The sequence below is a fragment of the Sphingobacterium zeae genome (genome assembly GCF_030818895.1).
Lineage (GTDB): Bacteria > Bacteroidota > Bacteroidia > Sphingobacteriales > Sphingobacteriaceae > Sphingobacterium > Sphingobacterium zeae.
Window position 1 is genome coordinate 5542712 of sequence record NZ_JAUTBA010000001.1, and the last position, 25280, is coordinate 5567991.

Consider the following 25280-nt stretch of genomic DNA (forward strand, 5'->3'; position numbering starts at 1 on the left):
TCATACAGATCTTAATTGTTTTTTTGTTAGCTATATTTGAAGACATAAATACAATATCCTAAGTTAAAACCCTATGATAAAAAAGATATTTTATCCCCTGATCTTGATTGGAATACTACTATTGAACGTACAGGCGCGAACCGTAGTTCCATTTAACACCAGCTGGACTTTCAAAAAAGGACCTTTTTCGACATCGTCATTAGATTACAACCAACTTTTTGAAGGGAAATGGCAGCTTGTCAATCTGCCTCATACCTGGAATGCAACCGATATGCAGACCAAAGAGATCAAGTCCGGTAGCTTAGGGAAAAATGAGCGTTTTTATACCGGCGATGCTTATTACCGTAAATCATTTGTGCCCGAAACAGCCTGGAAAGGCAAGCGTATTTTTATTCGATTTGAAGGTGTCAATACCAATACCGAACTCTATGTAAACAATCAGCCCTTATCAGCCAAAGAAGGAAAAAATGACCTTACCTACGATAATACGCAGCGCAACGGCAGTTACAATTTCGTTGGCCGGCATCAGGGGGGCTATTCGGCCTTTGTCTTTGAACTGACCAGTATGCTCCAATTTGGAAAAGAAAATGAGATTTTAGTCAAGGTAAACAATGAAGCCACTCCGCAAGTCATTCCTGTTAACCACACCCTTTTTCCCATATATGGAGGCATCTATAGAGCAGTTGAGCTTATCGTAACAGATGATATCAATATTGCGGTGAATGATTTTGCATCCAAAGGAATCTATATCACACAAAAAAATGTATCTAAAAAAACAGCCGACGTCGCTGTTAAAATAAAAATAGACAACAAATCCGGAAAGAAACAACCGATCGAATTGGTGACAACGGTTTTCGAAAAAGACGGATCGATCAAAACCAAGCAAAGCACACCGTACACGTTGCTGCCTCAGGGCCGCCAGATCGTTACACAAGAGATTCCGGTCAAAAATCCGCATCTATGGCAGGGTTTAGATGATCCTTATCTCTATAAGGTCGTTACGCAGATCAAAATGAACAACCAGATAATTGATGAGGTAACAGTGCCCCTTGGTCTACGAAAATTTGAGCTGCGCACAGGAGAAGGGTTCTTTCTGAACGACATTAAATACCCCTTACATGGTGTCTGCCGTCATCAGGACCGCCTAGGAAAAGGCTCCGCCCTGAGCAATGCAGATCACGACGAAGACATCGCCATTATCAAAGAAATGGGCGCAACATCGATCCGGTTGGCACACTATCAGCAATCGGAATACTTCTATTCAAAATGCGACAGTATCGGATTATTGATCTGGGTCGAAATTCCATTTGTGAACCGCGTAACGACATTAGAAGAGAATAATGCGCAACAACAACTGAAAGAACTGATTCGACAAAATTTCAATCATCCTTCGATTTATATCTGGGGCATGCACAACGAAGTGTATACACCTACGGCCTACACCGTTGATCTCACCACTAAATTAAATGATCTGGCAAAGTCCGAAGATCCAGACCGATATACCGTTTCTGTCAGCGGTTACAATGTCATCAACCACCCGGTCAACAACAATGCAGACGTGCAAGGCATCAACCATTATTTTGGATGGTACAACGGCGAACTGGAAGATAAATCAGCCAAAGAGGAGGATGTCGCCTCCTGGGCAAAACGTGTCAGTGAAGAATTTAAAGATTACCGAATTATCTTTTCGGAATATGGTGCCGAAGCGATTCCCGAAGATCAGGCCGAAGAAGTCGGTAACTTTGGCAATCAATGGAGCAACCCTGCCTTTTTCCCTGAACAATATGCCACCAAATTTCATGAAGTCCATTGGGGAGTAATCGCTAAAAGTCCGATTTTCTTAGGCTCATATGTTTGGAATACCTTTGATTTTGCGACGCCGATCACCGCACTTAATGTCAATCCCCGAAATTATAAAGGATTGGTTTCCTTTGACCGCAAATTGAAGAAGGATGGCTTTTATTGGTACAAAGCCAATTGGAGCAAAGACCCTGTATTATATATTACACAACGCCGTATGATGAATAGAGGGAATAAAATCACAGCTGTTACAGTTTATTCCAACAGAGGTGAGCCTACATTGATAGTTAATGGACAGTTTATCAAAGGCGCCAAAATTGGTCAGACCAATGTCCATTACATCTTCGAAAACGTGAAGCTAAAAATGGGTAAAAATACAGTGGAAGCGAAAATACGTCCTAAAGATGGCAACATATTAACTGACCATATTGAATGGAACTATGATCCAGCGTATAAACAGGGATCATCGGGACCTACTAAATCAAAAACAGAACACGTCGGTCTGTAGTTGACCGACAAAAGCCAGGTGTTTACCGAGATTGTTTCGAGATTGGCCTAATGAGCGTGGTCAGCGCGCTATTTACGTCCTATCTTTGAGTCATCAAACAAGAAATAAAAAATTTAAAAAATAAACATCATGGCAACTAAAACAACCTTCAGCATCAACAGTAAAACAATTACTAAAGTTTTTCAGGATCTTTTCGATTCGTTCAAAAGCTCCCGTTTAAAAGTTTCATCCAAGAATGGACAAGAATACTTAAATATCTCCTTGTTATTAGCTGTAATCATCGGAATTATTTTTCCGGTAGCCTTCATTGCATTGATTATACTAAGTGTGGTTGCACCTATTGAAATTGCAATTCTTCAAGAAGTAAAAGAAGAGCATGCTAATCAAAAGATGATTGAACTCAAATAAAATACTATACTATCACCTACAAAGATGGGCTATCCAAAATTTGGATAGCCCATCTTTTATAAAATTCTTGGCATAAATCTATACAGTACAATTTCATCTAGTCATTCGCAAATGATCAAAATTATCTCTCTATACTAGCTTTCAGTCAAAAGATCACATAAGATTTCCAAAAAGTAGCTCCCTGTCTACAAGCCTGCAATTGGATTTGATTTTTTAGTGCTAAATTTGAATTCCAAACTAAACAAAATAGGCTATAGTTAATTTATTGGGGTGAAAGAACAATAACGTGAAAAACAGTAGAAAATTATTCATTATCAGGACAGTTTTAATTGCCTTCCTCATTCTTTCCTTGACTTATATCGGTTCGATATTTACCTACCAGTATATTGAATACCAAAAGACCGAATCCCGTCTAAATAAAGCATACAGCTCTAAGAATGAATTGACAAACCTTTTTTATGAACTCTTCTCATCATATAACGACTCCGGAAATGCGTTTCGTTCCTACACCGTGGATTTTAGCGCCAAAAATTTAAAGAACTACAGCAATAGTTTGGATACGCTCAGGTTTTATATTGATTCACTATCGGAATTATCTTCACAAAAAGGACTTACTTTCTCCACAAATACTTCCCTGGAGCAAAATATTTCCCTCTCTGACGAGTTCGCACGCATTAAAAAATCTGTTGACAACATGATTTTTCTTGCCAAAGATTCTCTTTCGCTCTTAACCAAAACAAATAAAAACATCCGTCCAGGAAATAATAGAATATTTGCAGATTCAGTTGTCAACAAAATATTACGAGATACAGCTCTTAAAGTCAAGATGCAAGATACGATAGTTCGAAAGAAAGAGAAGCTATTCACCCGTATTTTCAAAGCCAAAAATGATACCTTAGTCGCAGATAAGCTGGAGCAAAATTTCAATGTTAACCAAATCAAAGCTATACATAGCCAAATCCAAAATTTGATAGAGCAAAATGAGATTTTCCATCTTCAAGATTTCAGTAAGATTCGCCGATCATTTATGGAGCTTCAGCAGAAAGAAAGGCAGCTTTTACAATCTAACTACAACTTATTCAACACAATTAGTACTGCATTGCTGCGAATTAAAACTCATGAAGATGGAATATTACGAGCCGCTGAAATTCAAGATTTCAAGCTTTATCGTGAAAACTCCTCCATTTTTGGAAAGCAGGTTATCGCTTCTATTATTCTCATGATAATTATGGTAACGCTCCTCTTATCATACCACTACAATACACTGGTGTATGAACGGAAACTGACGGCTGCCAGAGACTACGCTTTGAAAACAGCAAAGGAGAAGACGAGTATATTAGCCAATGTAAGTCATGATGTACGCACACCAGTCAATTCTTTAGTAAGCATTGTTGACTTACTAAAAAATAACGCCGAAAGCAACCGGATCAATCCTATGTTATTAGATGCCATCACACAAGATATTCATGTGATAAATGATACCGTTGAGGATATTTTGAATCTCGGTAAGCTAGAGTCTGGTACATTAGAAATAAAGGCTGAATATTTTTCACCGTCTCAACTACTCCTCAATGTGATTAAAATGCTCCAATCTCAGGCAGATAAAAAAGCACTAAAACTTATTAGTTCCATTGATATCGATCGCGACATCTTAATCAAAAGCGGAACATATCGCGTACGACAGATTGTTTGCAACCTCCTTAGCAACGCCATTAAATATACGGATAAGGGGACGATAGAAGTGAAAGCCTATATCACTAGAAATCAGGGATCAAAATTACATATTGTAGTTAAAGATACAGGAAAGGGCATTTCTGCAAAAGACCAAGAGCATATTTTTGAGCAGTATTATATGACTGATCAGAAATCCAAAAGTAGTTTTGGATTAGGGTTGCATATTTCTAAACTCATGGCTGCACAGCTAAACGGAACATTAAGTGTTAACAGTCAACAAGGTAAAGGATCAACATTTACATTAGTCGTCCCATTTAGCGAAGAAAAGAAAGACAGGAAACCAATCACAAATTTGACCAAATTATCAAAAGATTTAAGTTTTGTCGTTATCGATGATAATGCAATTAATAATCTATTTGTAAAACAAGCATTGCAACATTTCGAAAATGTAAAGATCTATCAAGATTCAATTGCTGCAATAACTTACCTGAAAGAAAATAAAACGGATATTATTATAACCGATCTTAAAATGCAAGGTCCTACCGGCTGGGACATTCTAAATACTGTCAAAGACACCAATCATATGCGAGGATGGAATAGTAAAGTTATTGCATTAACGTCAGACGAATCACAGGTAAGCATGCAGGCTCCAAAAGGCCAACAACATGAATTTGATGGCATTATGACGAAACCGCTGGATAAAGCTATTCTTGCCGAGATCATTGCCCGCATATCCTAAATTAAATAATCTTCCCCCGTTAGTACTTATACCTTCAACAGCATAGAACCAGCCCGCGCTGCCATCAGCCGAAAAAGCTCTTCATCCCAATATTTTCCTATCCTTTCCCGGCCAGGTTACAATCATTCATAACGATTCGTACTACAATGGTCAATAGCCTGATCCCAAAGTAAACAATAGTGGGAAAGCGATGATGAAGTAACTTCTCATATGGCCAGTAAGTAATATTTACACAACATACAAAAACACGAATACAAGAATTATAGAAAAGCAATATGGCGATGGTGTATCTATTGTTCAAGAGAGTTCCTTACCAAATTACGATCATAGTCATGTTATCTGTTGAAGCTAGATTGTCTAGATGGATATTATGCTGATATACCACATAGAAGAGAGACCCCTTGTCGATGAAAAATGTTGCTATACCGCTATGGGGACGTGAAACCATATTCCGGAACCAATAAACTATTTACATCTTTTTACCCAGATACAGTTATAAAAGATTCGTGTAGCCACTACTGGAAATAGCAATGACAATAGAATATAGAAAGTGGATCTTCACTGGTCCCGAATCAGGTAAGGATGGGAAAGGAACACGGCAGATGGCTGCCCTACGCTGGACCGGCCTCACCGACGGTCGGGGGCAGCATACAAACGAAAGAAGCCCTTGACTGTTTCCAGCAAGGGCTTCCGTGTAAAAAAAGGCACCGACCTACTCTCCCACCTGTTACGGCAATACCATCGGCTCTGGCGGGCTTGACTGCTCTGTTCGGAATGGGAAGAGGTAGACACCGCCGATATAGGCACCTAAAAATCTTTATTGGCTGATATATGATATCCATATCATGTGATCCATGCCAAATGACATATATACTGAAAGAGTTACGTTTCTGTCTGTTTCAAAAATTAAAGAGGAAGACAACAGTGTCTGTCTGCTTGAGAAAGCTTCGGGCTATTAGTACCACTTGGCTTTGGTCTCTCAACCTTTACACCTATGGCCTATCAACGTAGTCATCTTCTACGACCCTATAAGGAAGTCTCATCTCGTGGCTAGTTTCGCACTTAGATGCTTTCAGCGCTTATCTATTCCAGACGTAGCTACCCTGCCGTACACCTGGCGGCATAACAGGTTCACCAGAGGTCTGTCCAACCCGGTCCTCTCGTACTAAGGTCAGATCCACTCAAACTTCCAACGCCCACAACAGATAGGGACCGAACTGTCTCGCGACGTTCTGAACCCAGCTCGCGTGCCACTTTAATGGGCGAACAGCCCAACCCTTGGGACCTTCTCCAGCCCCAGGATGTGACGAGCCGACATCGAGGTGCCAAACCTCCCCGTCGATATGAGCTCTTGGGGGAGATCAGCCTGTTATCCCCAGCGTACCTTTTATCCTTTGAGCGATGGCCCTTCCATACAGAACCACCGGATCACTATGTCCGTCTTTCGACCCTGTTCGACTTGTCGGTCTCACAGTCAAGCAAGCTTATGCCATTGCACTCCACGTACGGTTACCAAGCGTACTGAGCTTACCTTTGAAAGCCTCCGTTACCTTTTTGGAGGCGACCACCCCAGTCAAACTACCCACCAAACAATGTCCTCCACATGATGGAGTTAGAAACCGGATACAGAAAGGGCGGTATTTCAAGGTTGATTCCATGACTCCTGGCGAAGCCACTTCAACATCTCCCGCCTATCCTACACATCCTGTACCCAATCTCAATGTTAAGCTATAGTGAAGGTGCATGGGGTCTTTCCGTCCCGTTGCGGGTAATCGGCGTCTTCACCGATACCACAATTTCACCGAGCTCATGGCTGAGACAGCGCCCAGATCGTTACACCATTCGTGCAGGTCGGAACTTACCCGACAAGGAATTTCGCTACCTTAGGACCGTTATAGTTACGGCCGCCGTTTACTGGGGCTTCGATTCAATGCTTCTCTTGCGATGACATCCCCTCTTAACCTTCCAGCACCGGGCAGGTGTCAGGCCTTATACTTCATCTTGCGATTTTGCAAAGCCATATGTTTTTGTTAAACAGTCGCCTGGGCCTTTTCACTGCGGCTGCTCTTTCGAGACAGCGCCCCTTCTCCCGAAGTTACAGGGCCATTTTGCCGAGTTCCTTAGCCATGACTCACTCGAGCACCTTAGGATTCTCTCCTCGACCACCTGTGTCGGTTTGCGGTACGGGTCTTCATAACCTGAAGCTTAGCGGGTTTTCTTGGAAGTCTGTTTACCTGCTCTATCAGCGCCACCGGAGCTTTGCTGTACTATTGGGTTTCAGCTAGAGTTGCGGATTTGCCTACAACTCCAATACCTACGCCTTTCAACGAACTATTCCGTCAGTTCGCGGCAGTGTCACTACTCCGTCACCACATCGCAGTTATGAAGAGTACTGGAATATTAACCAGTTGTCCATCGGCTTGCCCCCTTCGGGTGCGCCTTAGGTCCCGACTGACCCTGATCCGATTAACGTTGATCAGGAAACCTTGGTCTTTCGGTGGGCGGGTTTCTCACCCGCCTTATCGTTACTTATGCCTACATTTGCTTTTCCATAACCTCCACAGTTCATTGCCAAACTGCTTCTCCGGCGATGGAATGCTCCCCTACCAGATGCACATCTTTCAGTGCAAATCCATAGCTTCGGTACCGTTCTTGATGCCCGTTTATTATCCACGCCCGGCCGCTCGACTAGTGAGCTGTTACGCACTCTTTAAATGAATGGCTGCTTCCAAGCCAACATCCTAGCTGTCTGGGCAACCGGACCTCGTTAGTTCAACTTAGAACGAATTTGGGGACCTTAGCTGATGGTCTGGGTTCTTTCCCTCTCGGCCTTGGACCTTAGCACCCAAAGCCTCACTGCCGGCTATATTTGATAGCATTCGGAGTTCGTCTGGATTTGGTAGGATTTGACTCCCCCGCACCCAATCGGTAGCTCTACCTCTATCAAACTCCACGCCGACGCTGTTCCTAAAAACATTTCGGGGAGTACGAGCTATTTCCCAGTTTGATTGGCCTTTCACCCCTACCCTCAGGTCATCCGGAAACTTTTCAACGTTTATCGGTTCGGTCCTCCATTACATGTTACTGCAACTTCAACCTGCCCAAGGGTAGATCACAAGGTTTCGCGTCTACCTCATCTGACTATCCGCCCTATTAAGACTCGCTTTCGCTTCGGCTGCGTCCCTGAAGGACTTAACCTTGCCAGACAAGAGTAACTCGTAGGCTCATTATGCAAAAGGCACGCTGTCACAGGACCTGCCTGCTCCAACCGCTTGTAAGCACACGGTTTCAGGTTCTTTTCACTCCCCTGTTCGGGGTTCTTTTCACCTTTCCCTCACGGTACTGGTTCACTATCGGTCTCTCAGGAGTATTTAGCCTTACCAGATGGTGCTGGTGGATTCCCACAGGATTTCTCCGGTCCCGCGGTACTCAGGATACCACTATGCCAATATTCTTTACCTGTACGGGGCTCTCACCCTTGTCGCGCAGTTTCCCACCTGCTTCCAGTTCATAGCATTGTACAATGTCGTGGTCCTACAACCCCGTCTATGCCGTAACATAAACGGTTTGGGCTCTTTCCCGTTCGCTCGCCACTACTTGGGAAATCATTGTTATTTTCTTCTCCTACGCCTACTTAGATGTTTCAGTTCAGCGCGTTCGCGTTTTATACGGCTATTCTTCAAATAGCCAGGTTGCCCCATTCGGAAATCTCTGGATCAAGTCGCATTTGCCAATCCCCAAAGCTTATCGCAGCTTATCACGTCCTTCTTCGCCTCTGAGAGCCTAGGCATCCCCCGTGTGCCCTTATTTACTTTCTTCACCGGCATAGCCTTTTGCTACTATGCGGCTGCTTTTGATATATATACCCGTATGCTAGGTTCGGGATCGTTCGGCCTTGACCGAGGGTCTCTCCCTTACTTCAAACACATACACGTATTGTCTCTATACTGTTGTCTTCTCTTGTAATTTTTTTTCTCTTTCAATATGTCAAAGAACTCTTTTTCCGGTTTGTTTCTTCGGAGCATCTGTCGATGTTCCTACCGGAGATGTGGAGAATAACGGATTCGAACCGTTGACCCCCTGCGTGCAAGGCAGGTGCTCTAGCCAGCTGAGCTAATTCCCCTTAACTTTTCGTAGTCCCGAGCAGATTTGAACTGCTGACCCCTACATTATCAGTGTAGTGCTCTAACCAACTGAGCTACGGGACTAGCTATTTCCTGTTCATCTATCTCTCTCGGTCCTGCTCCCTTAGGGGCGGGCACTTTCTTCTGATGTTTTTTTCTTCTTTTGCAATCATATGTAACGTGACGAGTACCGATCCGCGATACTCTAGAAAGGAGGTATTCCAGCCGCACCTTCCGGTACGGCTACCTTGTTACGACTTAGCCCCAATTATCGGTTTTACCCTAACACGCTCCTTGCGGTAACATGCTTTAGGTACCCCCAACTTTCATGGCTTGACGGGCGGTGTGTACAAGGCCCGGGAACGTATTCACCGCGTCATTGCTGATACGCGATTACTAGCGAATCCAACTTCATGGGGTCGAGTTGCAGACCCCAATCCGAACTGTGAATGGCTTTTAGAGATTAGCATCATATTGCTATGTAGCTGCCCGCTGTACCATCCATTGTAGCACGTGTGTAGCCCCGGACGTAAGGGCCATGATGACTTGACGTCGTCCCCACCTTCCTCTCTGTTTGCACAGGCAGTCTGTTTAGAGTCCCCACCATGACATGCTGGCAACTAAACATAGGGGTTGCGCTCGTTGCGGGACTTAACCCAACACCTCACGGCACGAGCTGACGACAGCCATGCAGCACCTAGTTTCGTGTCCCGAAGGACGGATGCGTCTCTGCATCCTTCACTAACTTTCAAGCCCGGGTAAGGTTCCTCGCGTATCATCGAATTAAACCACATGCTCCTCCGCTTGTGCGGGCCCCCGTCAATTCCTTTGAGTTTCACCCTTGCGGGCGTACTCCCCAGGTGGATAACTTAACGCTTTCGCTGGGACGCTGGCTGTCTATCGCCAACATCGAGTTATCATCGTTTAGGGCGTGGACTACCAGGGTATCTAATCCTGTTCGATCCCCACGCTTTCGTGCATCAGCGTCAATACCAGCTTAGTGAGCTGCCTTCGCAATCGGAGTTCTAAGACATATCTATGCATTTCACCGCTACTTGTCTTATTCCGCCCACTTCAAATGGATTCAAGCCCGTCAGTATCAAAGGCACTGCGATGGTTGAGCCACCGTATTTCACCCCTGACTTAACAGGCCGCCTACGCACCCTTTAAACCCAATAAATCCGGATAACGCTCGGATCCTCCGTATTACCGCGGCTGCTGGCACGGAGTTAGCCGATCCTTATTCTTCCAGTACATTCAGCCAGATACTCGTATCTGGGGTTATTCCTGGACAAAAGCAGTTTACAACCCATAGGGCAGTCATCCTGCACGCGGCATGGCTGGTTCAGGCTTCCGCCCATTGACCAATATTCCTTACTGCTGCCTCCCGTAGGAGTCTGGTCCGTGTCTCAGTACCAGTGTGGGGGATTCTCCTCTCAGAGCCCCTAGACATCGTCGCCTTGGTAAGCCGTTACCCTACCAACTAGCTAATGTCACGCGAGCCCATCTCTATCCTATAAATATTTAATAATTCCTCGATGCCGGGAAATTATATTATGCGGTGTTAATCTCTCTTTCGAGAGGCTATCCCCCTGATAGAGGTAGGTTGCTCACGCGTTACGCACCCGTGCGCCACTCTCACCATCTTCGAGCAAGCTCTCCGATGGATCCCGTCCGACTTGCATGTATTAGGCCTGCCGCTAGCGTTCATCCTGAGCCAGGATCAAACTCTCCATTGTAAAATGAAGTTTTTGATTCCAACTATTTATAAATAATCAGAATTCTTTTTTTATATCTCTGATCTTGGATCGAATGGAACAATTACTTGAATTTGTTCATGACTTTCGTTTGTCTACTCGTCACGCTTACATGATTGTGTTTTCTTAAAGAACTTTGTCGCTTCAACTTCCGTATCCGCTATATTCCGATGGCATTGCGCCGTCTTTATCTTTTTTGTTTTTCCCTTCGTTTCCGTTGGGACTGCAAAGGTAGAAATCTTTTCTGAACTTCCAAAAACTTTTTCAAGTTTTTTTTCTTTTCTCTTTTTTCGATTTCCGCGTTTAAAATAAACTGGGCGGGATTTTAAATCCTGCCGCGCTCACCTAAACTCTTCTTTTTTCAGGATTCCTTCTTTCGAAGCAACCGTCCCTCCCTTGCGGAGTGGTGCAAAGATAGGGAGTTTAGGAACAAACTTCCAAGCCTTTTGTTCTTATTATTTTCATTTTGCCCCTAACTACCTGTAACGGTGCGAGATTCTTTTTCATTTTAGCGGCGGAAGCTGCAGAGAGAGGCGAAAAAAGGCTGATCCTGCACCCGAAATGGGACAGGTAGCGGCACCTGGCAACGAAAACATCCTGAAATGCACCTGCCGGGTTTACTGCCCCACCGCCACAGCATAGCAAAGGGAGATCGGAAAACGCAAACGTAGCCGAACAGAAAACCGCATAGTTTAATACGATTGATATATATAATAGTGATAAGATATAATCGGCTGCATAATCCGGTCGGGATCTTCTCCCAAAAGCCTGCGCGGCATCCCGGGTAAGATCCGTACCGGAAAGACGGAAAATTGTGCCACCGGAAAGAATGGCACCGCAAGGATACTGCAGCCCAGCACATAAAAGGGTGACAGCAGACAGCACTCCTGATTGCCCATTTTATAGCTATAATTTCTTACCTCTTTACTTAGGGTTTAGTTAGGGTTTAGTTAGGGTTTGTTTAGGTATAGCTTAGGTTATACCTAAATAAACCCTAACCAAAAGCTAAGTAAATACCAATTAAAATCTAGCTTAAAGAAGAACTAAATAAAAGCGAATAAATAGAACACTACGTAAATAAGCCTACAAGTGCCCCAGCATACAACCAAAATAGTCATGATATAGGCATTTTTGGAGGGTTTATGGGATCAAAGAAAATGAGCAGGAGAAAGCGTTCAGCTTGTAACACGTTTAGAATAACGACTAGGCTCAAAAGACATAACAATCAAACAAAAGGCTCCGAATCAATTTAGATGATTCGGAGCCTCAGACGTTATTATAGTTTACATGCTCTAATCTCTTAATGCTGTAAGATCAGCCTTAGGCTTGGGCAAGTTCATGTTTTTAATTGCCAGGCGACAGGCATCAACCATTTCCTGCGTCATGGCATAGGTATACTTTCCATAATCGTCGTATTCCAACGTACCAACAAAAAAGAATCCGTATTTATCAAAGAAATCCGTCAAATCCAATTTAGCCACCTCGCAGGCTGTTTTAACAAAATTCAGCTGATGAACGGCAGGATTGCGCTCTCCCATCATTCGATCGGCGCTCCAATCTGAACGCTGTCTTCTTGGTTTATTCATATTCTGTTGACGGAAGGCTTCAAATAGATCCGCATAAAAATCGGGACGTTTTCCTTCTCCCTCAAAATAGAGCTGTAACTGCCAAAAAGGAATCAAACGATCGAATACATCCGGATCGGACAAATAAGAAATTCGTTTTTCAATAATATTGGTCTTCGCTTTCTCAAAATTGTTCTGTTCTGAAACCCGAGTTTTATTACCAAACGAACGTGTTACGTATAAGGAGAACAGGTTGTTGCTCACTTCACCCAAGCCACCCCAATTAAACATGGGACGTGTCTGGTGTACGTGGCCCACCTCATGACTGAAACCCCAGCAAGGATCTCCTTTAATCACCGATTCCGGCGTTACCACCATCTTCATCGCGTAACCAACTTTATCGCCCATATAGGCAACCCCATCACCATCACGAAACATGTAATAATTATAGTTCACCCGCGCGAGAATACGATTTTTAGGTACTTTATTATACTTCTCCAGTCCCATTAAGCGATGTTGCCTATACACTAGCGAATCGTAATTACGAATTAGCTCGACACCTTTTCCATAAGCATACTGTTTCAATGCCTCTATTGGATAAGCGGTCTGAATATGCTCGCCTTTTGCATCCATAATGGGGAATACAGCATGATCGATCAGACTATTCCACTCCTTATTTCCCTGTTTTTTAAGATCAAAGTAACCGTTTACCTGTCCTGTCGGAAAATGAACTGTAATGGGGTTTTCCTTTTCAGGCTCTTCAGAGAAATAATCGATATAGGCTAAACTTCCGTAATCCTCGAGCTGGATAATATTCACGCCATTCTGCAATCTGAATTCCTGTTTTTCCAGTCCCCAACCTTTTGGGTCTTTTGTAGGTTCCTGCGGATTGGGAGCTTTTCGCAACCAGTTGGGCACAACAAGGTTTACCTCTTTACCAGCTGCAATACCATCCACGATAACAATATGCTTCCCTTTGGCAAGATACACACCGGTTATATTTTCATATTTACTATAACCGTCACCAATACTTAATTGATGCCCTAAAGTTGTCGGATTCAACAAGGCATAATAGGTTGCATATTTATACTCTTTATTATAGTTGCCATCAAGTATAGACTGCGCGACCCGGCGTAGTGTTGTATCAGCAATCTGACTGAGCTGTTTTTTCTTAATCCCCTTTTTTAGTGTTAACGCCAAAGGATCTTCGAATACAGCAAGATCGGCATAGGTTTGCTTGAAATCCTGAGCGGTTTGAGCCTTCAGATTGGCGCTTAGTATGAGGCCGAGTGCAACAGCAAGAAATTTTCTTTTCATCATAATTATGGAATATGGTTTACAATTCATTATTAATTTTTGCACATTTCCGTCAATGCAAGTTTATACCATCTATATTTTTTGAGCTTATAAATTCATAATTTATAGGAAGAGGAGGCACACAAAAGCATACCTCCTCTTCTTAATAATAGTATAAATTCATCTACTTTACTCTTGTCACTTGTGGAACAATAACGTCCACTTGATAAGTACCTGGCACAAATGCCTGAAATGAAAATCTTGCATTACAAGAATAGGTATTATAGGGTAATCCCAAACTATCATCAAAATTGACATAAGGAGCAGGGATACGGTAATAATAATTAAATCCATTCCCTAGAGAAACTAATGGAAAAGGCAAAACCCCATAAACAAACTCCATCCGATCGTCAAATAACGTTGTGGAAATAGAGTAATCCTGCATAGTCTGCAGATAACCACCTGCAGTACCTGAGTTAGGGCGTCTCGCTATTTCACCTTTTTTAGGGTTAAATGGAACACCATTCTTATCCACTATTTTTACAACAACTTTATTGTCTCCAAGGCCCAAATAGGTTACTTTAATATGATTAGCATTGCTTGGAATAGATTTTGTCGTCGTTTCAGCACCAACTTTCATCGCGACCGTTGATCTTACAGCAGGAACATCAAAGTATGGTGCTTCAACCAATTTAAACTCACCGATAGCTGGATAAATTTTCGTACCCACAGCGTTCTTTATTTCTAAATCATAAATATAATGACCCTTCGGAAGTTTTAATGTATTTGGCGTCGACTCAATCGCTCCAGAAAATTTGTTGATACTTAATGCCGTCATTACGGTATCTTTTTGTTTAGCAGCAATCAGGTCCAACGTTGTATCAACTTTAGAATCATACAGTTTTTTCCAGATCTTAATCGGAAATGTTTGCATAAAAATATCGGTAACATCTTTTCCAGTTTCCTTTTGATACACTTTAAGCAATTTAACCTCAATTGGTTTACTGGATCCAGCTGGGTTTATTGCGGTTGAAACTTCGGATCTTCCCATTCTAATTTCAACAGGCAATTGTTCATAACGAATAATATCGCTCAAGTTGCCTTCAGGTATTTTTTTACAGCCCACAAGCGAAATTGCTGCGAGTCCAATACTATATAATAATTTACTTTTCATAGCCCTTAACGATAATAGAATAAAACATGGGAATTATTTAATACATGTACTACACCTGTGGTCGTTTGCGCATTAGAAGTTTGAACCAATGTTCTGCTGCCGACAGGTGGGATAATGGTCTTAACATCAAAAACATCTCCAATTGACTGATAAAGGTAAGTGAACATGACGACCTTCGGCAAAACAGTAGAATTTTCATTATAGCCTAAAGCAGGATCTCGTGTTTCCTCATAAGAAATGATAAAATTACCCCCCTTGTTATTTTTATATTTTTTGCCCGATGCAGTAAGTTTATCATTCGTCAATTGTTCTTTTGTAATATACAAATCAATTGAATCTGCAAATCGACCCAGTTCATACTTCATGATTGAATCTACTGTCCACATTTTTTTAGGATCAACTTTTTGGACTTGTCTTGTCCGAGCCTGCACATAATTATAAACATCATAGTCTGTCGGAGCAAAAAAAGTAACACCTTGTGCATTGATCTTATCCTTCACCCCTGCTTTGTCAATCAACATCAAAACAGTATCAAACACACCATACTTATTACTTTTCATCCAATCATACGTTGTCATATTGATTTTTGGATTATGCAACTCTCCCCCGACAAAATAGTCATTCTTTTTGCATGAGCTAATAGCTACTATAATTCCAAACAAACAAGCTATATTTAAAATAATCTTTTTCATAATTTCCTTATTAATGATTTCTCCACCAAGGGTTTTGGGTCAGCAATTCGTTCTGCGGCAATAAATTACGCATATCCAGCGGCCAATAATAGCCTTTGTTGGCTATTCTATCTTGCGAATATGCACCCGAGTATTCATCAAATTGTTCAAACATATTCATCCGAATCAAATCAAATTGAATGATTCCTTCTCCAATCAGCTCTCTTCTCCGTTCTTTGAATATCTCTTTAAACAATTCCTCTCCAGAAACTTGTATTTCTTCGAGACCAGCTCTTTTTCTAATTGTATTCAGGTCATTCAATGCAAGCGCTGGCTTACCGTTCTTGTAATAAGCCTCCGCCCGCAGCAAAATAATATCTGCTAAACGAATCAGTACCAAATTATTACTGATGGCATATTTACCTTCCCTGTATTCAATTTGATTGTTATACTTACGAATGCTTCTTAATTCCGACCCATCCGGAAAAGGCAGAGACATTGAATCTAACCTTGCTTCAGATTTATCAAATTCACTTTCAAGAAATTCAGGTTCAATATACCAAGCAGAGTTGCTACCTTTACCGGGAATAGTGGCACTTGTTAGAAATTTACTAAAGAAGTCCTCTGAAAATTCATTTCCGCTCTCGCTATAGAGCATATTCAATTCAAAGATGGATTCTTTAGAGTTACCCAACCATATCTTCCGGTAGTCTTTGACATCTTCTAGGGCATATCCGAGTTTTAATGTCTCATTCGTATACTTCTCCGCATTAACATAGTCATGTTCCCAAGCACAGACCTCCGCCATCAGTGCATTAGCAGCTCCCTTTGATGCAAAACTCTTTGTTGAGTTTTGTTGAAGATTAGCGATCGCATATAATAAATCCTCTTTACAGAATGTTAAAGTTTCCTTTTCTGCTGTCCTTGCCATATCAGGAATATTTTGAGGATCTTTAAAAGTCTCTTTGACCAATAATACATCTCCCCAAACGCGTTGCATATAGAAATAGGTGAATGCTCTCAGAAAACGAGCACCAGCAATCGCATTTTTCTTTTCATCCTCACCTCCATCGAACAATTTGCTATCCATGGCCTCAGCTTGCTCCACAATCAAATTGCACTGATTAATGACACCATAGAAGCGTGTCCAATTCCACAAACTTCCTTCCAGGTAAGGCGCATAACTAAATTTATACCCTCCTGACCTTGCCAAGTCATTCATATTCCAATCTTCCCCCGCCTGATGCACTACCCCAGACGCAATGTCACCAAATATAAAATAAGATCGATCTGCCCGAAGCGAGTTGCGAAGTAGCGCATATGCTCCAAGAGATGCCCTATTTACATTTTCGCCATCTTTCCAAAACACCTCATCGTAAGTGCTATTTTCTGGCTTTAAATCCAGATATTTCGAACAAGAGGAATTGAATAATAAAGTTCCTGTTATTCCGATTAATGATAATATATATTTAAATTTCATTTTGATCGTTTTTAAAAGTTGACTTCTAGACCGATTGTATATTTCCGAGGCAATGGATAAGCCCCGCCGCTATATTCCCCTTGCGGTGTCACCAATTCAGCATCAGGGACTGAAGCTTTCTGAAAAGTATGGAGATTATCCACCATTCCATAGAATCTAATATTTCTAGCCCCTATCTTTAATCGTTCCACAACATTTTTAGGTAAAATATACCCGACAGAAATCGTCTTAATTTTGAAATAAGTACCATTTTCATTAAACATCGTGCTAAACGGAAGATACTGATAGAAATAACTTCCATAGGGAGATATCGAAGGAAAATTCGCTTGATAATTTGGATCCTTTGCCTTTTCAGGTGTCCAGTAATCCAAGCCTTCTAGATCAGGTAGCCTATTGTTTGTAAACTTATTTACACTACCACCAATAGCATTAAATTGGTTGCTCTTTAAATTGTTAATAATATCACGCCCGATGGTAAAGGTATTTAGCATACTAATTGAAAAACCTCTGTAGATAAACTCATTAAACAAGCCCCCCGTAATGCGCGGATTCGGGTTGCCTGTTAACATCAAGTCACCATCCGCTGCTCCTTTATCTTCGTCACTCCAGGTATCCCAATCTTGATTTACATCAGCCCAATTTGGGAATCCAGGCTTAACAGGATAATTCCCTTTAAAAACAGTGATAGGCTTTCCAGTTACAGGATTGACAGGTATTTGATCTTGATGCGAATAGACGCCCTGATAGATCATTTGAGCCCATCTATATATAGGACTCCCTACCGTATACAACAATTGTTGATTATAACCTCTGGAATCGGCATAGAAACTACGATCTCCAAATGGCAATGAACCTATTCTATTTTTGTTAAAAGTCATATTTAGATTCGTATTCCATTGCAATGCACTCGTTTTAGACAGATTTCTTGTCATAATAGTCAGGTCAATACCCTCATTATAAACGGTCATTGGCACGTTAAACGACAACTTTGTGTAACCTGTGTAATATGGGAATGAGAATCCCATAATTGGATCTTTCAGAATTTTTCGATAAGCATCGAACGTCACTGTTAAACGATCATTGAAGAGCCCCAAGTCAAATCCAATATTTGTTTGCTCAGATTTATTCCAGGTCAGATTTTTTAATGTCAGCGGTTTTTTAAAGGATGGCACGGCGAATGTAGTTCCATTATATGTGTCCGATGACAAGGCCCAAACATTATAAGGTGCATAAAAATCCTCCGGAAGGACACCTGATTTACCCCAACTTCCTCTCAATTTAAGCATATTTACCCAATCAAATTTTTTCATAAAATTCTCATCGGAAATAACCCAAGCAGCTGACAATGCAGGAAAGGATCCCCATTTGGTATTAACACCAAATCTGGAAGATGCATCTGAACGCCAAGAGGCATTAAAGATGTACTTTGATTTAAAATCATAGGAGAACTGCCCCATATAAGATAGAAGCCCAGACTCCATCTTGTTTGTACTTGCTATCAAATCTTTTGTTGCAACGCCTTGGATTACATGAATATCGTCTGTAGGCAGATTATATCCCTCTGTTTTATGGGACAACTGCTTATCATATTGAAAAGATTGTAACGCCGTTAAATTAATCGTGTGTTTTTCATTAAATGTTTTTACATAATTCAATACGTTCGCAATATTATAGGTATAGGCGTTTCTCCCCGTTGATGCAGCATAGTTGATCCCTTGATTAAGTTCACGAGGTTGAAATTGATTTCGGCTATCCATATTTGCTTGTACTGAGCCCTCCAATGAATATTGCAATCCCTTTATGATATCGACATATGTTTTTGAAAAAATATTGATATTATCGGTCTGATTATCATCCGTTAATTTATCATATTGCCCTAGGTAGAAATCATAATCTGCCTGACCAAGCCCCACGAAAGAAGAAGGCATCTCCCCTTGATTCACCGGAACGACCTGATCAATCCCTCTACCAAGTCCACGTTTGCGGTTTATTCTTGCCGCAGACACCATAAAATCCGATTTGATAATTGGTGAAAGCGTAAATCCAAAATTACCTCTTATCGAGTACCGCTTAAATCCAGTGTTACGCACAACACCATCCTCATTATAGTAACCCGCAGATAATCTGTAATTAACAGACTCGCTTCCACCTGCAATACTCGCATCTGCGTTATCAATATTTCCTGTTGTATAAAACAAATCTTGCCAATCCGTTGCATTATTGTAGCTACTATTCAAACTGTCTGTTAAGGGCTGCGTAAATCCACCCATCTGAGCCCATGAAGCATATTGACTTAGAATATCCATCTTTGTCCTTCTTTCTGTAGCTCCCCCTAAGGTTCTTTGCAATTGCGGCCTTTCCGTAATTCCCCTGTAATAGGATGCTCTAATTGATGGCTTTCCTACCCGGCCCTGTTTTGTTTTGATCACAATAACCCCATTCGCACCACGAGAACCCCATACCGCTGTCGCTGCAGCATCTTTCTGCACAACAATACTTTCAATATCGTTGATATTGATACCCGCAATATAATTGGTTCCTGTAGCTGATGACCCACCTAAGTCAGAGACTGATAGTGGCATCCCATCAATAATATATAGTGGAGAGCTCATTGTATTTGCCAAGTCGACCTCACTATTCAGATCGGGGGAAATTGTGGTATTACCACGCACAGTAAACGTATTCCTCGCTCCAGGCTCTCCTGTAAAGTTTTGGATATTGACACCTGCGACCCTTCCTTGCAACAAGCTCTCGAAACTCGGTGCAGGCAAATCTTCAATCGTCCGGCCTGAAATAACCTGAACAGCACTAGTCGTCTTTTTAACAGACTGTTTTTGATATCCAACAACCACAACTTCTCCTAAGAAGGAGTCATCTTTTTGAAGGACTACGGCAGGAGCCTGTTTTGTTGTCACCTGGACCTCCAGCTTTTTAAAGCCGACACCAGAAAAAACCAATGTTACGGGAAGGCTTTTTACGGCCAACGTGAATGAACCTTGCTGATTTGTAGACGCTTGATTCGTTGTTCCTCGCTCTGTGACGGTCATACCCGCCAACGGCTGCCCATTTGCATCTCGAACAGTCCCTTCCACAGGGATTGTTTGGCCGAAAACATGAAAATAGGACATCACCACGAGAATAATAATAGGTAGAATTCTCTTCATATTAATTTAGTGTTAGTGAAGTGAAGGTAGATCAAAAATCCTGATGTCACAAAAAAGAAGGGGCAAATAAATAACTATTAGAATATTAAATTTCAGAATAACACAATCAAACGATTGCGCTACTTTTACGCAATCGTTTGAGTAAATTTTACAAAAAGCTGAATTTGTATCAAAGAGATCAGATTAGCGCTATTTAAACGTTATCTTAAGATGAACGCTGTAAAAACGCTTCACAAATATTAACAAACAGCACACAATTGTAAGCTGCATTGAAATATCCTATTAGTTAATCAAGATTACTAACTTTATATACTCGATCATTTTAAAATTTAATCAATACAATCCAAAACTCTACGAACTTTTCGATGACTTAATTAATCCAACTAATATAAAACAGCATGTCTATTGGCTAAGAGGTCAAATTAGGTTATTATTTTACGTTGAGTCCATTTCGTTATCAACGAAGCATCCACAAAAGAAGACAAAGGCTTATTAAACTAAAAATAGCGCCATCCTATCGTAAGCGCTATTTTTAGAACAACAAGTTGATTAACAAAACGCTGCTTTGTCAATGAATCCCTTTAAAAATTCTATTCCACCGTACTTTGGAAAGTCCATTACCATCTGCATTCCAGCTCATCCAGGTAAATAATGCTTTTCCGACAATATGATCTTCCGGAACAAATCCCCAATCCCGCGCATCGAGCGAATTGTGCCTATTGTCGCCCATCATCCAATAATAATCCATTTTAAAGGTGTAGGAATCTGTTCGGTTTCCATTGATATAAAACCCATCCGATTTCTTTTCCAATTGGTTCTTTTCATACACACGGATAGCTCGTTCGTATAGTGGAAAGGTCTGTGCGTTTAATGGAATAGTCATTCCTTTCTTAGGAATAACTAAGGGGCCAAAATTGTCGTAGTTCCATTTGTATTGTGGATCATTTGGAAAGGTATTTGCTTGTGCAACTCCCGGTTTTTCCAAGTTCATTTGCATGGATTTGACATTGGACCAGGATTTCACCATTGCCGCCTGTTCTTGGGTTAAAAAGATGAGATAAGCGCCGGGCTGAATGGGAGAGACTTCTATTCCCATATCTTTCAAGCGCTGTTCGTCCAGACCAGTCTCATCGGTCATCACAATATAATCCATTTGACTTTCCGGAGCAACAAAACCTGGCTTGTCGTTCACAAACAATACCCCTTCTTTCATACCGATTTTATCTCCCGGCATTCCCACACATCGCTTAATCAAATGTTCACGTTTGTCTACTGGGCGGGTCTGAATCGTAAATTGTTGGTGTACTGCTTCACGTCCCATACTACGCACCAAATCATAATAGGGCGAGTCCTGATTTTCCACAGCAACCGTATCACCGGCAGGTGCATTAAAAACGATTACATCATTCCGCTTGATCTCTTGAAATCCGGGCAATCGTTTGTAAGGAATTTTAATGAGTTCAGAAAAGGCTTTCCCTCCTATTAATGGCATCGTATGATGTGCAAAAGGAAAGGCTATTGGTGTATTGGGAATGCGAGGACCATAATTTAGTTTACTCACAAAAAGATAATCGCCAATGAGTAGAGACTGCTGCATAGAACCCGATGGAATCATAAATGCTTCCAATAGAAATCCACGAATTAGCGTTGCTGCGACAGTTGCAAACACAATCGCGTCGGCCCATTCACGCACCATTGATTTTTTATAGGGATATTTCTTCTTATAATCCATATAAGATTGATGTGCGATCTCCAACTCAGCTTCCTTTGTCGCCCCGCGACCTTCGGCATGCGCTGCTTTCAGATTTTTGGTGTATAGCCCATTTAGAAATTGCACATTTTTATCTTTGCCCCAAAGAGGTAAAACGATAAAAGGGACCAGTACTGCGGCGCAGTTTTCCCAAAATCTTCTTTTACCAAAACAATGAATAAAATCGAGGTAGAGATTATAAAATACAAAAATATTAACGATCGGTACCAGCAAAAGGATCAGCTGCCAGGTCTTCTTGCCTAGGATACGTGATTGGATCCACTGACTATAGACGGGCACAACTCCCTCCCAGCCTTTGCGTCCTGCTTTTTCAAATAGCAACCAAAAGCCGTAGGCTGCGATTATTGTCAATACAATAAAGATTGTAAGTATCATAAATTCGTTTAATTGCAGAATCAGTAATTAAAAAAATATCAATAAATAATAAGTTTCTTTCTCTCCTCGGAAGAGGTTTTTGAAAGTTGAAGCTCATTGTAGCGCATAACGTACTTTATAAAAAGATCATAATCGTACTTCTTTTCATTTTCAAACTCAGCAAATAGCTCCGGTTCGTCATTGATCAAACGCCCCAAAGCAATTGTCCGCTTCTTTTTGCTGTTGCTAAAAAGTCCATTCGTATTGCTATTTATTTCAATCACCTCACCGGTTGACTTTTTTAATGCATAGGCATATTTAGACTTACTGACTCCAATGGATAACATCGTACCTCCACCGCCTGTACCAAACATCATTCCGCCGCCACCACCGAGATTCAAATTAGACACATAATAAACCATTATTTCTCCATCAACCAACACTTCTGCAAAAGTTGGCTCCTCTGTATAATATCGACCTATTTGAAATACTTGTGGAGAAGTTCCCTGAACAGGTTCCAAGCCATTTTCGACATAAGAGGGTGCATAGACTTTTCTTTTTGACTCCCAGTAAGCACGAAATACCTGATCTGGGGTAAAAGTTAGTTTCTCTTTCTGTTGATTTTCAAATTTGAGTTTGTGATCCTTGATGGAGGAGATTTTTCCATAAAGGGTATCTGCGTTCATAAGCACTACGTAATCCAATTTTTTTGCGGCTTCCTGGGCACTGGCTGTCATTAGTATACTGGCGCAGGAAGACAAAATCACAGCAGTTAAACTTGATATGGCTTTCATTGAAATCTGTTTTTGTCAATAGCTTTTGATCGCATAAACTCTCTTGACTGTATTCACTTATACTTGGCACTCTCCGCCAAGCTTCACGTAAAACTACATAAAAATATGAAATTCAAGTTCAGCCTAAGGAGTTTTAACGTTTGTTAGCATTTTGTTTTGCGAGGTGCTGTCCTCCAATACTGCGAAGATTTTAGGATTCCGTGTTTCTCAAGCAACAACAGTTGCACGGTAAAAAACAAAGCCACATCATTTTTGCTGATGTGGCTTACCGAACTGCGCATGCAATGATTTTAACTTTTATATTTACTTTCAAATGCTGTAGATGCTTTATTGACACCATTGCTCATATTTTCAAACGCTTTATTAATATTGTCAAGCAATGCAGACTCTTTGGTCGCATCTGGTGTTTTATTTTTTCGGAGCTCAATCAATTTGGGATAATCCTCCGTAACGATTTTCTTATACCCATTTAAGCCATCAAGAACTGCTTTTTGGAATGTCGCATCGCCTTTGAAATCTCCCAGATCTTCTACTTTCTTAATATCATCATTCAAAGATTTTTCCCAATCTGCGCGGACCTGTTCGGCTTTCGTATAATCGGAGCCATTCATGGCTGCATTCATGTCCGTCACATGTTTTTCACTTCCGTTGATTACGGTAATAATCGAATTATTGTATGCTGCAGGATCTTTTTCTACCGACCCACAACTCGACATAGTCAGAACCACCACGGTCAATACGCCGGTAATCATCTTTTTAATCATATTGATCTATTTTTATTTTAAATTTTAGGATTTGTAACACATGTAAACAAGGATAGCTTCGAACATAGCGCAATCCCATCACGGAAATCAGGGATTTACGAAGCTATTGAAACCTATAAGGCTGCTAGTTGATTGCGAAAGTTGTTATTGCCATTACGCTGATCAAACCGATCCGCAAGTTGATGCGCCAATTTCCTATAATGCCCAGCCAGTTCGCTAGCTGTGTAGCTAGTTTTACCTTGGAAAAGATTATGCTGCTGACCTAGCTCAAGCATAAAATGTTCGTCAGCTCTAAAATTTTTCATGGCTTCACAAACGTAGCACGCCAACTGAAACATGGATCTATTTTCGGGTCCATCGGCCCAGGGTAAAAATCGTTCGATCCATTCCTTGGATTTACCGAGGTCGGTATACGAGAAATATGTTGCTAGTTTAATAGCTGATATTAATATTGCGGAATCTTTCTCTTTCTTAAACACCTCCGTTTCTGCGAGTTTTGCCATTCTGTCTGCTTGTTCAGCATCTCCATGCTTGTAACCTTCATATGCAAGGTTTACGGCAGTACGCAGAGGAACATGTGAACAGGTGAACTGTCCTTTAATGAGTGGCAAAGCTTTTTCTACTGCTGGGGCATAGCCATACTGCAATAATGTTGCTGATACTTCTGCATCCATTTCACATGCTTCACAGTCACTCATATCATCTCGTTGCAAAGCATTCACATTCGTCAATGCCACTTCAACAGCAGCCAGATCCTTTTGCGCCAGGGCATCACTGAGTTCCTCGTTGTATATGGCACGCTTACCATAACCATTACGGATCAACCGTTGTTCAAAGTCGCCTAGAGCAGCTTCTATCTGTTCACGGCTGACAGCGGGATTGTCATATAGTTCGGCCATCATCCATTTATACTGCCATAAGAAATCCTCTTCGTTAAAGCGTTCCGGATTTTCATCATACGCCTGCAGTATCCAAGCAAAAGCAGGTAAAGATTCGGTCGAGAAAGCAAGATCGATCTCTTCGCTAATTAAATCTAAACGGAGCTCATATCCCCATTCAATATCTTGATTTTCATCAGCAATCCGAATAGCCTGCGTCAATAGGTTGACTTTCTCCAATGTATTATCTACTCGCGCAACTTGATTGCGAAGTTTCTGAATTTTAAGTGTATACATTTCTATTTTATTGTGTTCTTTTAATGAATTATAGTTCCGTTATAAACAACTTTTCTAATGAC

The 25280-nt window shown here is 41.4% G+C and carries 14 protein-coding genes, 2 tRNA genes and 3 rRNA genes; 4 read left to right on the forward strand and 15 right to left on the reverse strand.

Annotated features, from left to right (window positions below; all coding sequences use genetic code 11):
- Nucleotides 1-73: 73 nt before the first annotated feature.
- From QE382_RS23285 to QE382_RS23300, 4 genes are all read left to right on the forward strand, one after another.
- Nucleotides 74-2308 (forward strand): glycoside hydrolase family 2 protein, encoded by a 2235-nt coding sequence (locus QE382_RS23285; RefSeq protein ID WP_307187965.1) that lies wholly within the window; start codon nucleotides 74-76, stop codon nucleotides 2306-2308.
- 129 nt (nucleotides 2309-2437) lie between these two features.
- The gene (locus QE382_RS23290; protein WP_307187966.1) at nucleotides 2438-2716 is read left to right on the forward strand and encodes a hypothetical protein; all 279 of its coding nucleotides are present in this window, start codon (nucleotides 2438-2440) and stop codon (nucleotides 2714-2716) included.
- Nucleotides 2717-3002: 286 nt separating this feature from the next.
- Entirely contained in the window at nucleotides 3003-5129 is a 2127-nt protein-coding gene (locus QE382_RS23295) for an ATP-binding response regulator (protein WP_307187967.1), read from the forward strand.
- Nucleotides 5130-5659: 530 nt separating this feature from the next.
- Nucleotides 5660-5800, forward strand: a complete 141-nt coding sequence (locus QE382_RS23300) for a hypothetical protein (protein WP_307187968.1) — start codon at nucleotides 5660-5662, stop codon at nucleotides 5798-5800.
- Between the two features lie 28 nt (nucleotides 5801-5828).
- Here QE382_RS23300 and rrf read toward each other — a convergent pair.
- The 15 genes from rrf to QE382_RS23375 form a co-directional block, all read right to left on the reverse strand.
- Nucleotides 5829-5940, reverse strand: a 5S ribosomal RNA gene (gene rrf / locus QE382_RS23305).
- Between the two features lie 125 nt (nucleotides 5941-6065).
- Nucleotides 6066-8947, reverse strand: a 23S ribosomal RNA gene (locus tag QE382_RS23310).
- A 231-nt stretch (nucleotides 8948-9178) separates the two neighbouring features.
- Nucleotides 9179-9252: transfer RNA gene (locus QE382_RS23315), tRNA-Ala, on the reverse strand.
- An 11-nt stretch (nucleotides 9253-9263) separates the two neighbouring features.
- Nucleotides 9264-9337, reverse strand: a tRNA-Ile gene (locus QE382_RS23320).
- Nucleotides 9338-9462: 125 nt separating this feature from the next.
- Nucleotides 9463-10992: ribosomal RNA gene (locus QE382_RS23325) — 16S ribosomal RNA — on the reverse strand.
- Together the 16S, 23S and 5S rRNA genes with 2 tRNA genes alongside form the textbook arrangement of a ribosomal RNA operon.
- Nucleotides 10993-11702: 710 nt before the next feature.
- Nucleotides 11703-11909, reverse strand: coding sequence for a hypothetical protein (locus tag QE382_RS23330; RefSeq protein ID WP_307187969.1), 207 nt, complete (start codon nucleotides 11907-11909; stop codon nucleotides 11703-11705).
- A 393-nt stretch (nucleotides 11910-12302) separates the two neighbouring features.
- The gene (locus tag QE382_RS23335) at nucleotides 12303-13895 is read right to left on the reverse strand and encodes a M60 family metallopeptidase (protein ID WP_307187970.1); all 1593 of its coding nucleotides are present in this window, start codon (nucleotides 13893-13895) and stop codon (nucleotides 12303-12305) included.
- Between the two features lie 160 nt (nucleotides 13896-14055).
- The gene (locus tag QE382_RS23340) at nucleotides 14056-15045 is read right to left on the reverse strand and encodes a DUF5007 domain-containing protein (RefSeq protein WP_307187971.1); all 990 of its coding nucleotides are present in this window, start codon (nucleotides 15043-15045) and stop codon (nucleotides 14056-14058) included.
- Nucleotides 15046-15050: 5 nt separating this feature from the next.
- A complete protein-coding gene (locus QE382_RS23345; RefSeq protein WP_307187972.1) occupies nucleotides 15051-15737 on the reverse strand; it encodes a hypothetical protein in 687 nt (228 codons plus the stop codon).
- A gap of 10 nt (nucleotides 15738-15747) precedes the next feature.
- Nucleotides 15748-17196, reverse strand: a complete 1449-nt coding sequence (locus tag QE382_RS23350; protein WP_307187973.1) for a RagB/SusD family nutrient uptake outer membrane protein — start codon at nucleotides 17194-17196, stop codon at nucleotides 15748-15750.
- An 11-nt stretch (nucleotides 17197-17207) separates the two neighbouring features.
- Nucleotides 17208-20360 (reverse strand): SusC/RagA family TonB-linked outer membrane protein, encoded by a 3153-nt coding sequence (locus QE382_RS23355; RefSeq protein ID WP_307187974.1) that lies wholly within the window; start codon nucleotides 20358-20360, stop codon nucleotides 17208-17210.
- 568 nt (nucleotides 20361-20928) lie between these two features.
- On the reverse strand, nucleotides 20929-22506 hold the full coding sequence (gene lepB, locus QE382_RS23360) for a signal peptidase I (protein ID WP_307187975.1): 1578 nt from the start codon (nucleotides 22504-22506) through the stop codon (nucleotides 20929-20931).
- A gap of 38 nt (nucleotides 22507-22544) precedes the next feature.
- The gene (locus tag QE382_RS23365) at nucleotides 22545-23279 is read right to left on the reverse strand and encodes a hypothetical protein (RefSeq protein ID WP_286770420.1); all 735 of its coding nucleotides are present in this window, start codon (nucleotides 23277-23279) and stop codon (nucleotides 22545-22547) included.
- Nucleotides 23280-23569: 290 nt separating this feature from the next.
- Complete coding sequence (locus QE382_RS23370; RefSeq protein ID WP_307187976.1) at nucleotides 23570-24043, reverse strand: LIC11966 family surface protein; 474 nt, start codon at nucleotides 24041-24043, stop codon at nucleotides 23570-23572.
- A 113-nt stretch (nucleotides 24044-24156) separates the two neighbouring features.
- On the reverse strand, nucleotides 24157-25218 hold the full coding sequence (locus QE382_RS23375; protein WP_307187977.1) for a hypothetical protein: 1062 nt from the start codon (nucleotides 25216-25218) through the stop codon (nucleotides 24157-24159).
- Nucleotides 25219-25280 lie beyond the last annotated feature (62 nt).

What these genes read in the sequence shown, in the direction of transcription:
- QE382_RS23285 (WP_307187965.1), top strand. Translation starts at nt 74, where the DNA reads ATGATAAAAAAGATATTTTATCCCCTGATCTTGATTGGAATACTACTA.
- QE382_RS23290 (WP_307187966.1), top strand. Translation starts at nt 2,438, where the DNA reads ATGGCAACTAAAACAACCTTCAGCATCAACAGTAAAACAATTACTAAA.
- QE382_RS23300 (WP_307187968.1), top strand. Translation starts at nt 5,660, where the DNA reads ATGACAATAGAATATAGAAAGTGGATCTTCACTGGTCCCGAATCAGGT.
- QE382_RS23330 (WP_307187969.1), bottom strand. Translation starts at nt 11,909, where the DNA reads ATGGGCAATCAGGAGTGCTGTCTGCTGTCACCCTTTTATGTGCTGGGC.
- QE382_RS23335 (WP_307187970.1), bottom strand. Translation starts at nt 13,895, where the DNA reads ATGATGAAAAGAAAATTTCTTGCTGTTGCACTCGGCCTCATACTAAGC.
- QE382_RS23340 (WP_307187971.1), bottom strand. Translation starts at nt 15,045, where the DNA reads ATGAAAAGTAAATTATTATATAGTATTGGACTCGCAGCAATTTCGCTT.
- QE382_RS23345 (WP_307187972.1), bottom strand. Translation starts at nt 15,737, where the DNA reads ATGAAAAAGATTATTTTAAATATAGCTTGTTTGTTTGGAATTATAGTA.
- QE382_RS23350 (WP_307187973.1), bottom strand. Translation starts at nt 17,196, where the DNA reads ATGAAATTTAAATATATATTATCATTAATCGGAATAACAGGAACTTTA.
- QE382_RS23355 (WP_307187974.1), bottom strand. Translation starts at nt 20,360, where the DNA reads ATGAAGAGAATTCTACCTATTATTATTCTCGTGGTGATGTCCTATTTT.
- lepB (WP_307187975.1), bottom strand. Translation starts at nt 22,506, where the DNA reads ATGATACTTACAATCTTTATTGTATTGACAATAATCGCAGCCTACGGC.
- QE382_RS23365 (WP_286770420.1), bottom strand. Translation starts at nt 23,279, where the DNA reads ATGAAAGCCATATCAAGTTTAACTGCTGTGATTTTGTCTTCCTGCGCC.
- QE382_RS23370 (WP_307187976.1), bottom strand. Translation starts at nt 24,043, where the DNA reads ATGATTAAAAAGATGATTACCGGCGTATTGACCGTGGTGGTTCTGACT.
- QE382_RS23375 (WP_307187977.1), bottom strand. Translation starts at nt 25,218, where the DNA reads ATGTATACACTTAAAATTCAGAAACTTCGCAATCAAGTTGCGCGAGTA.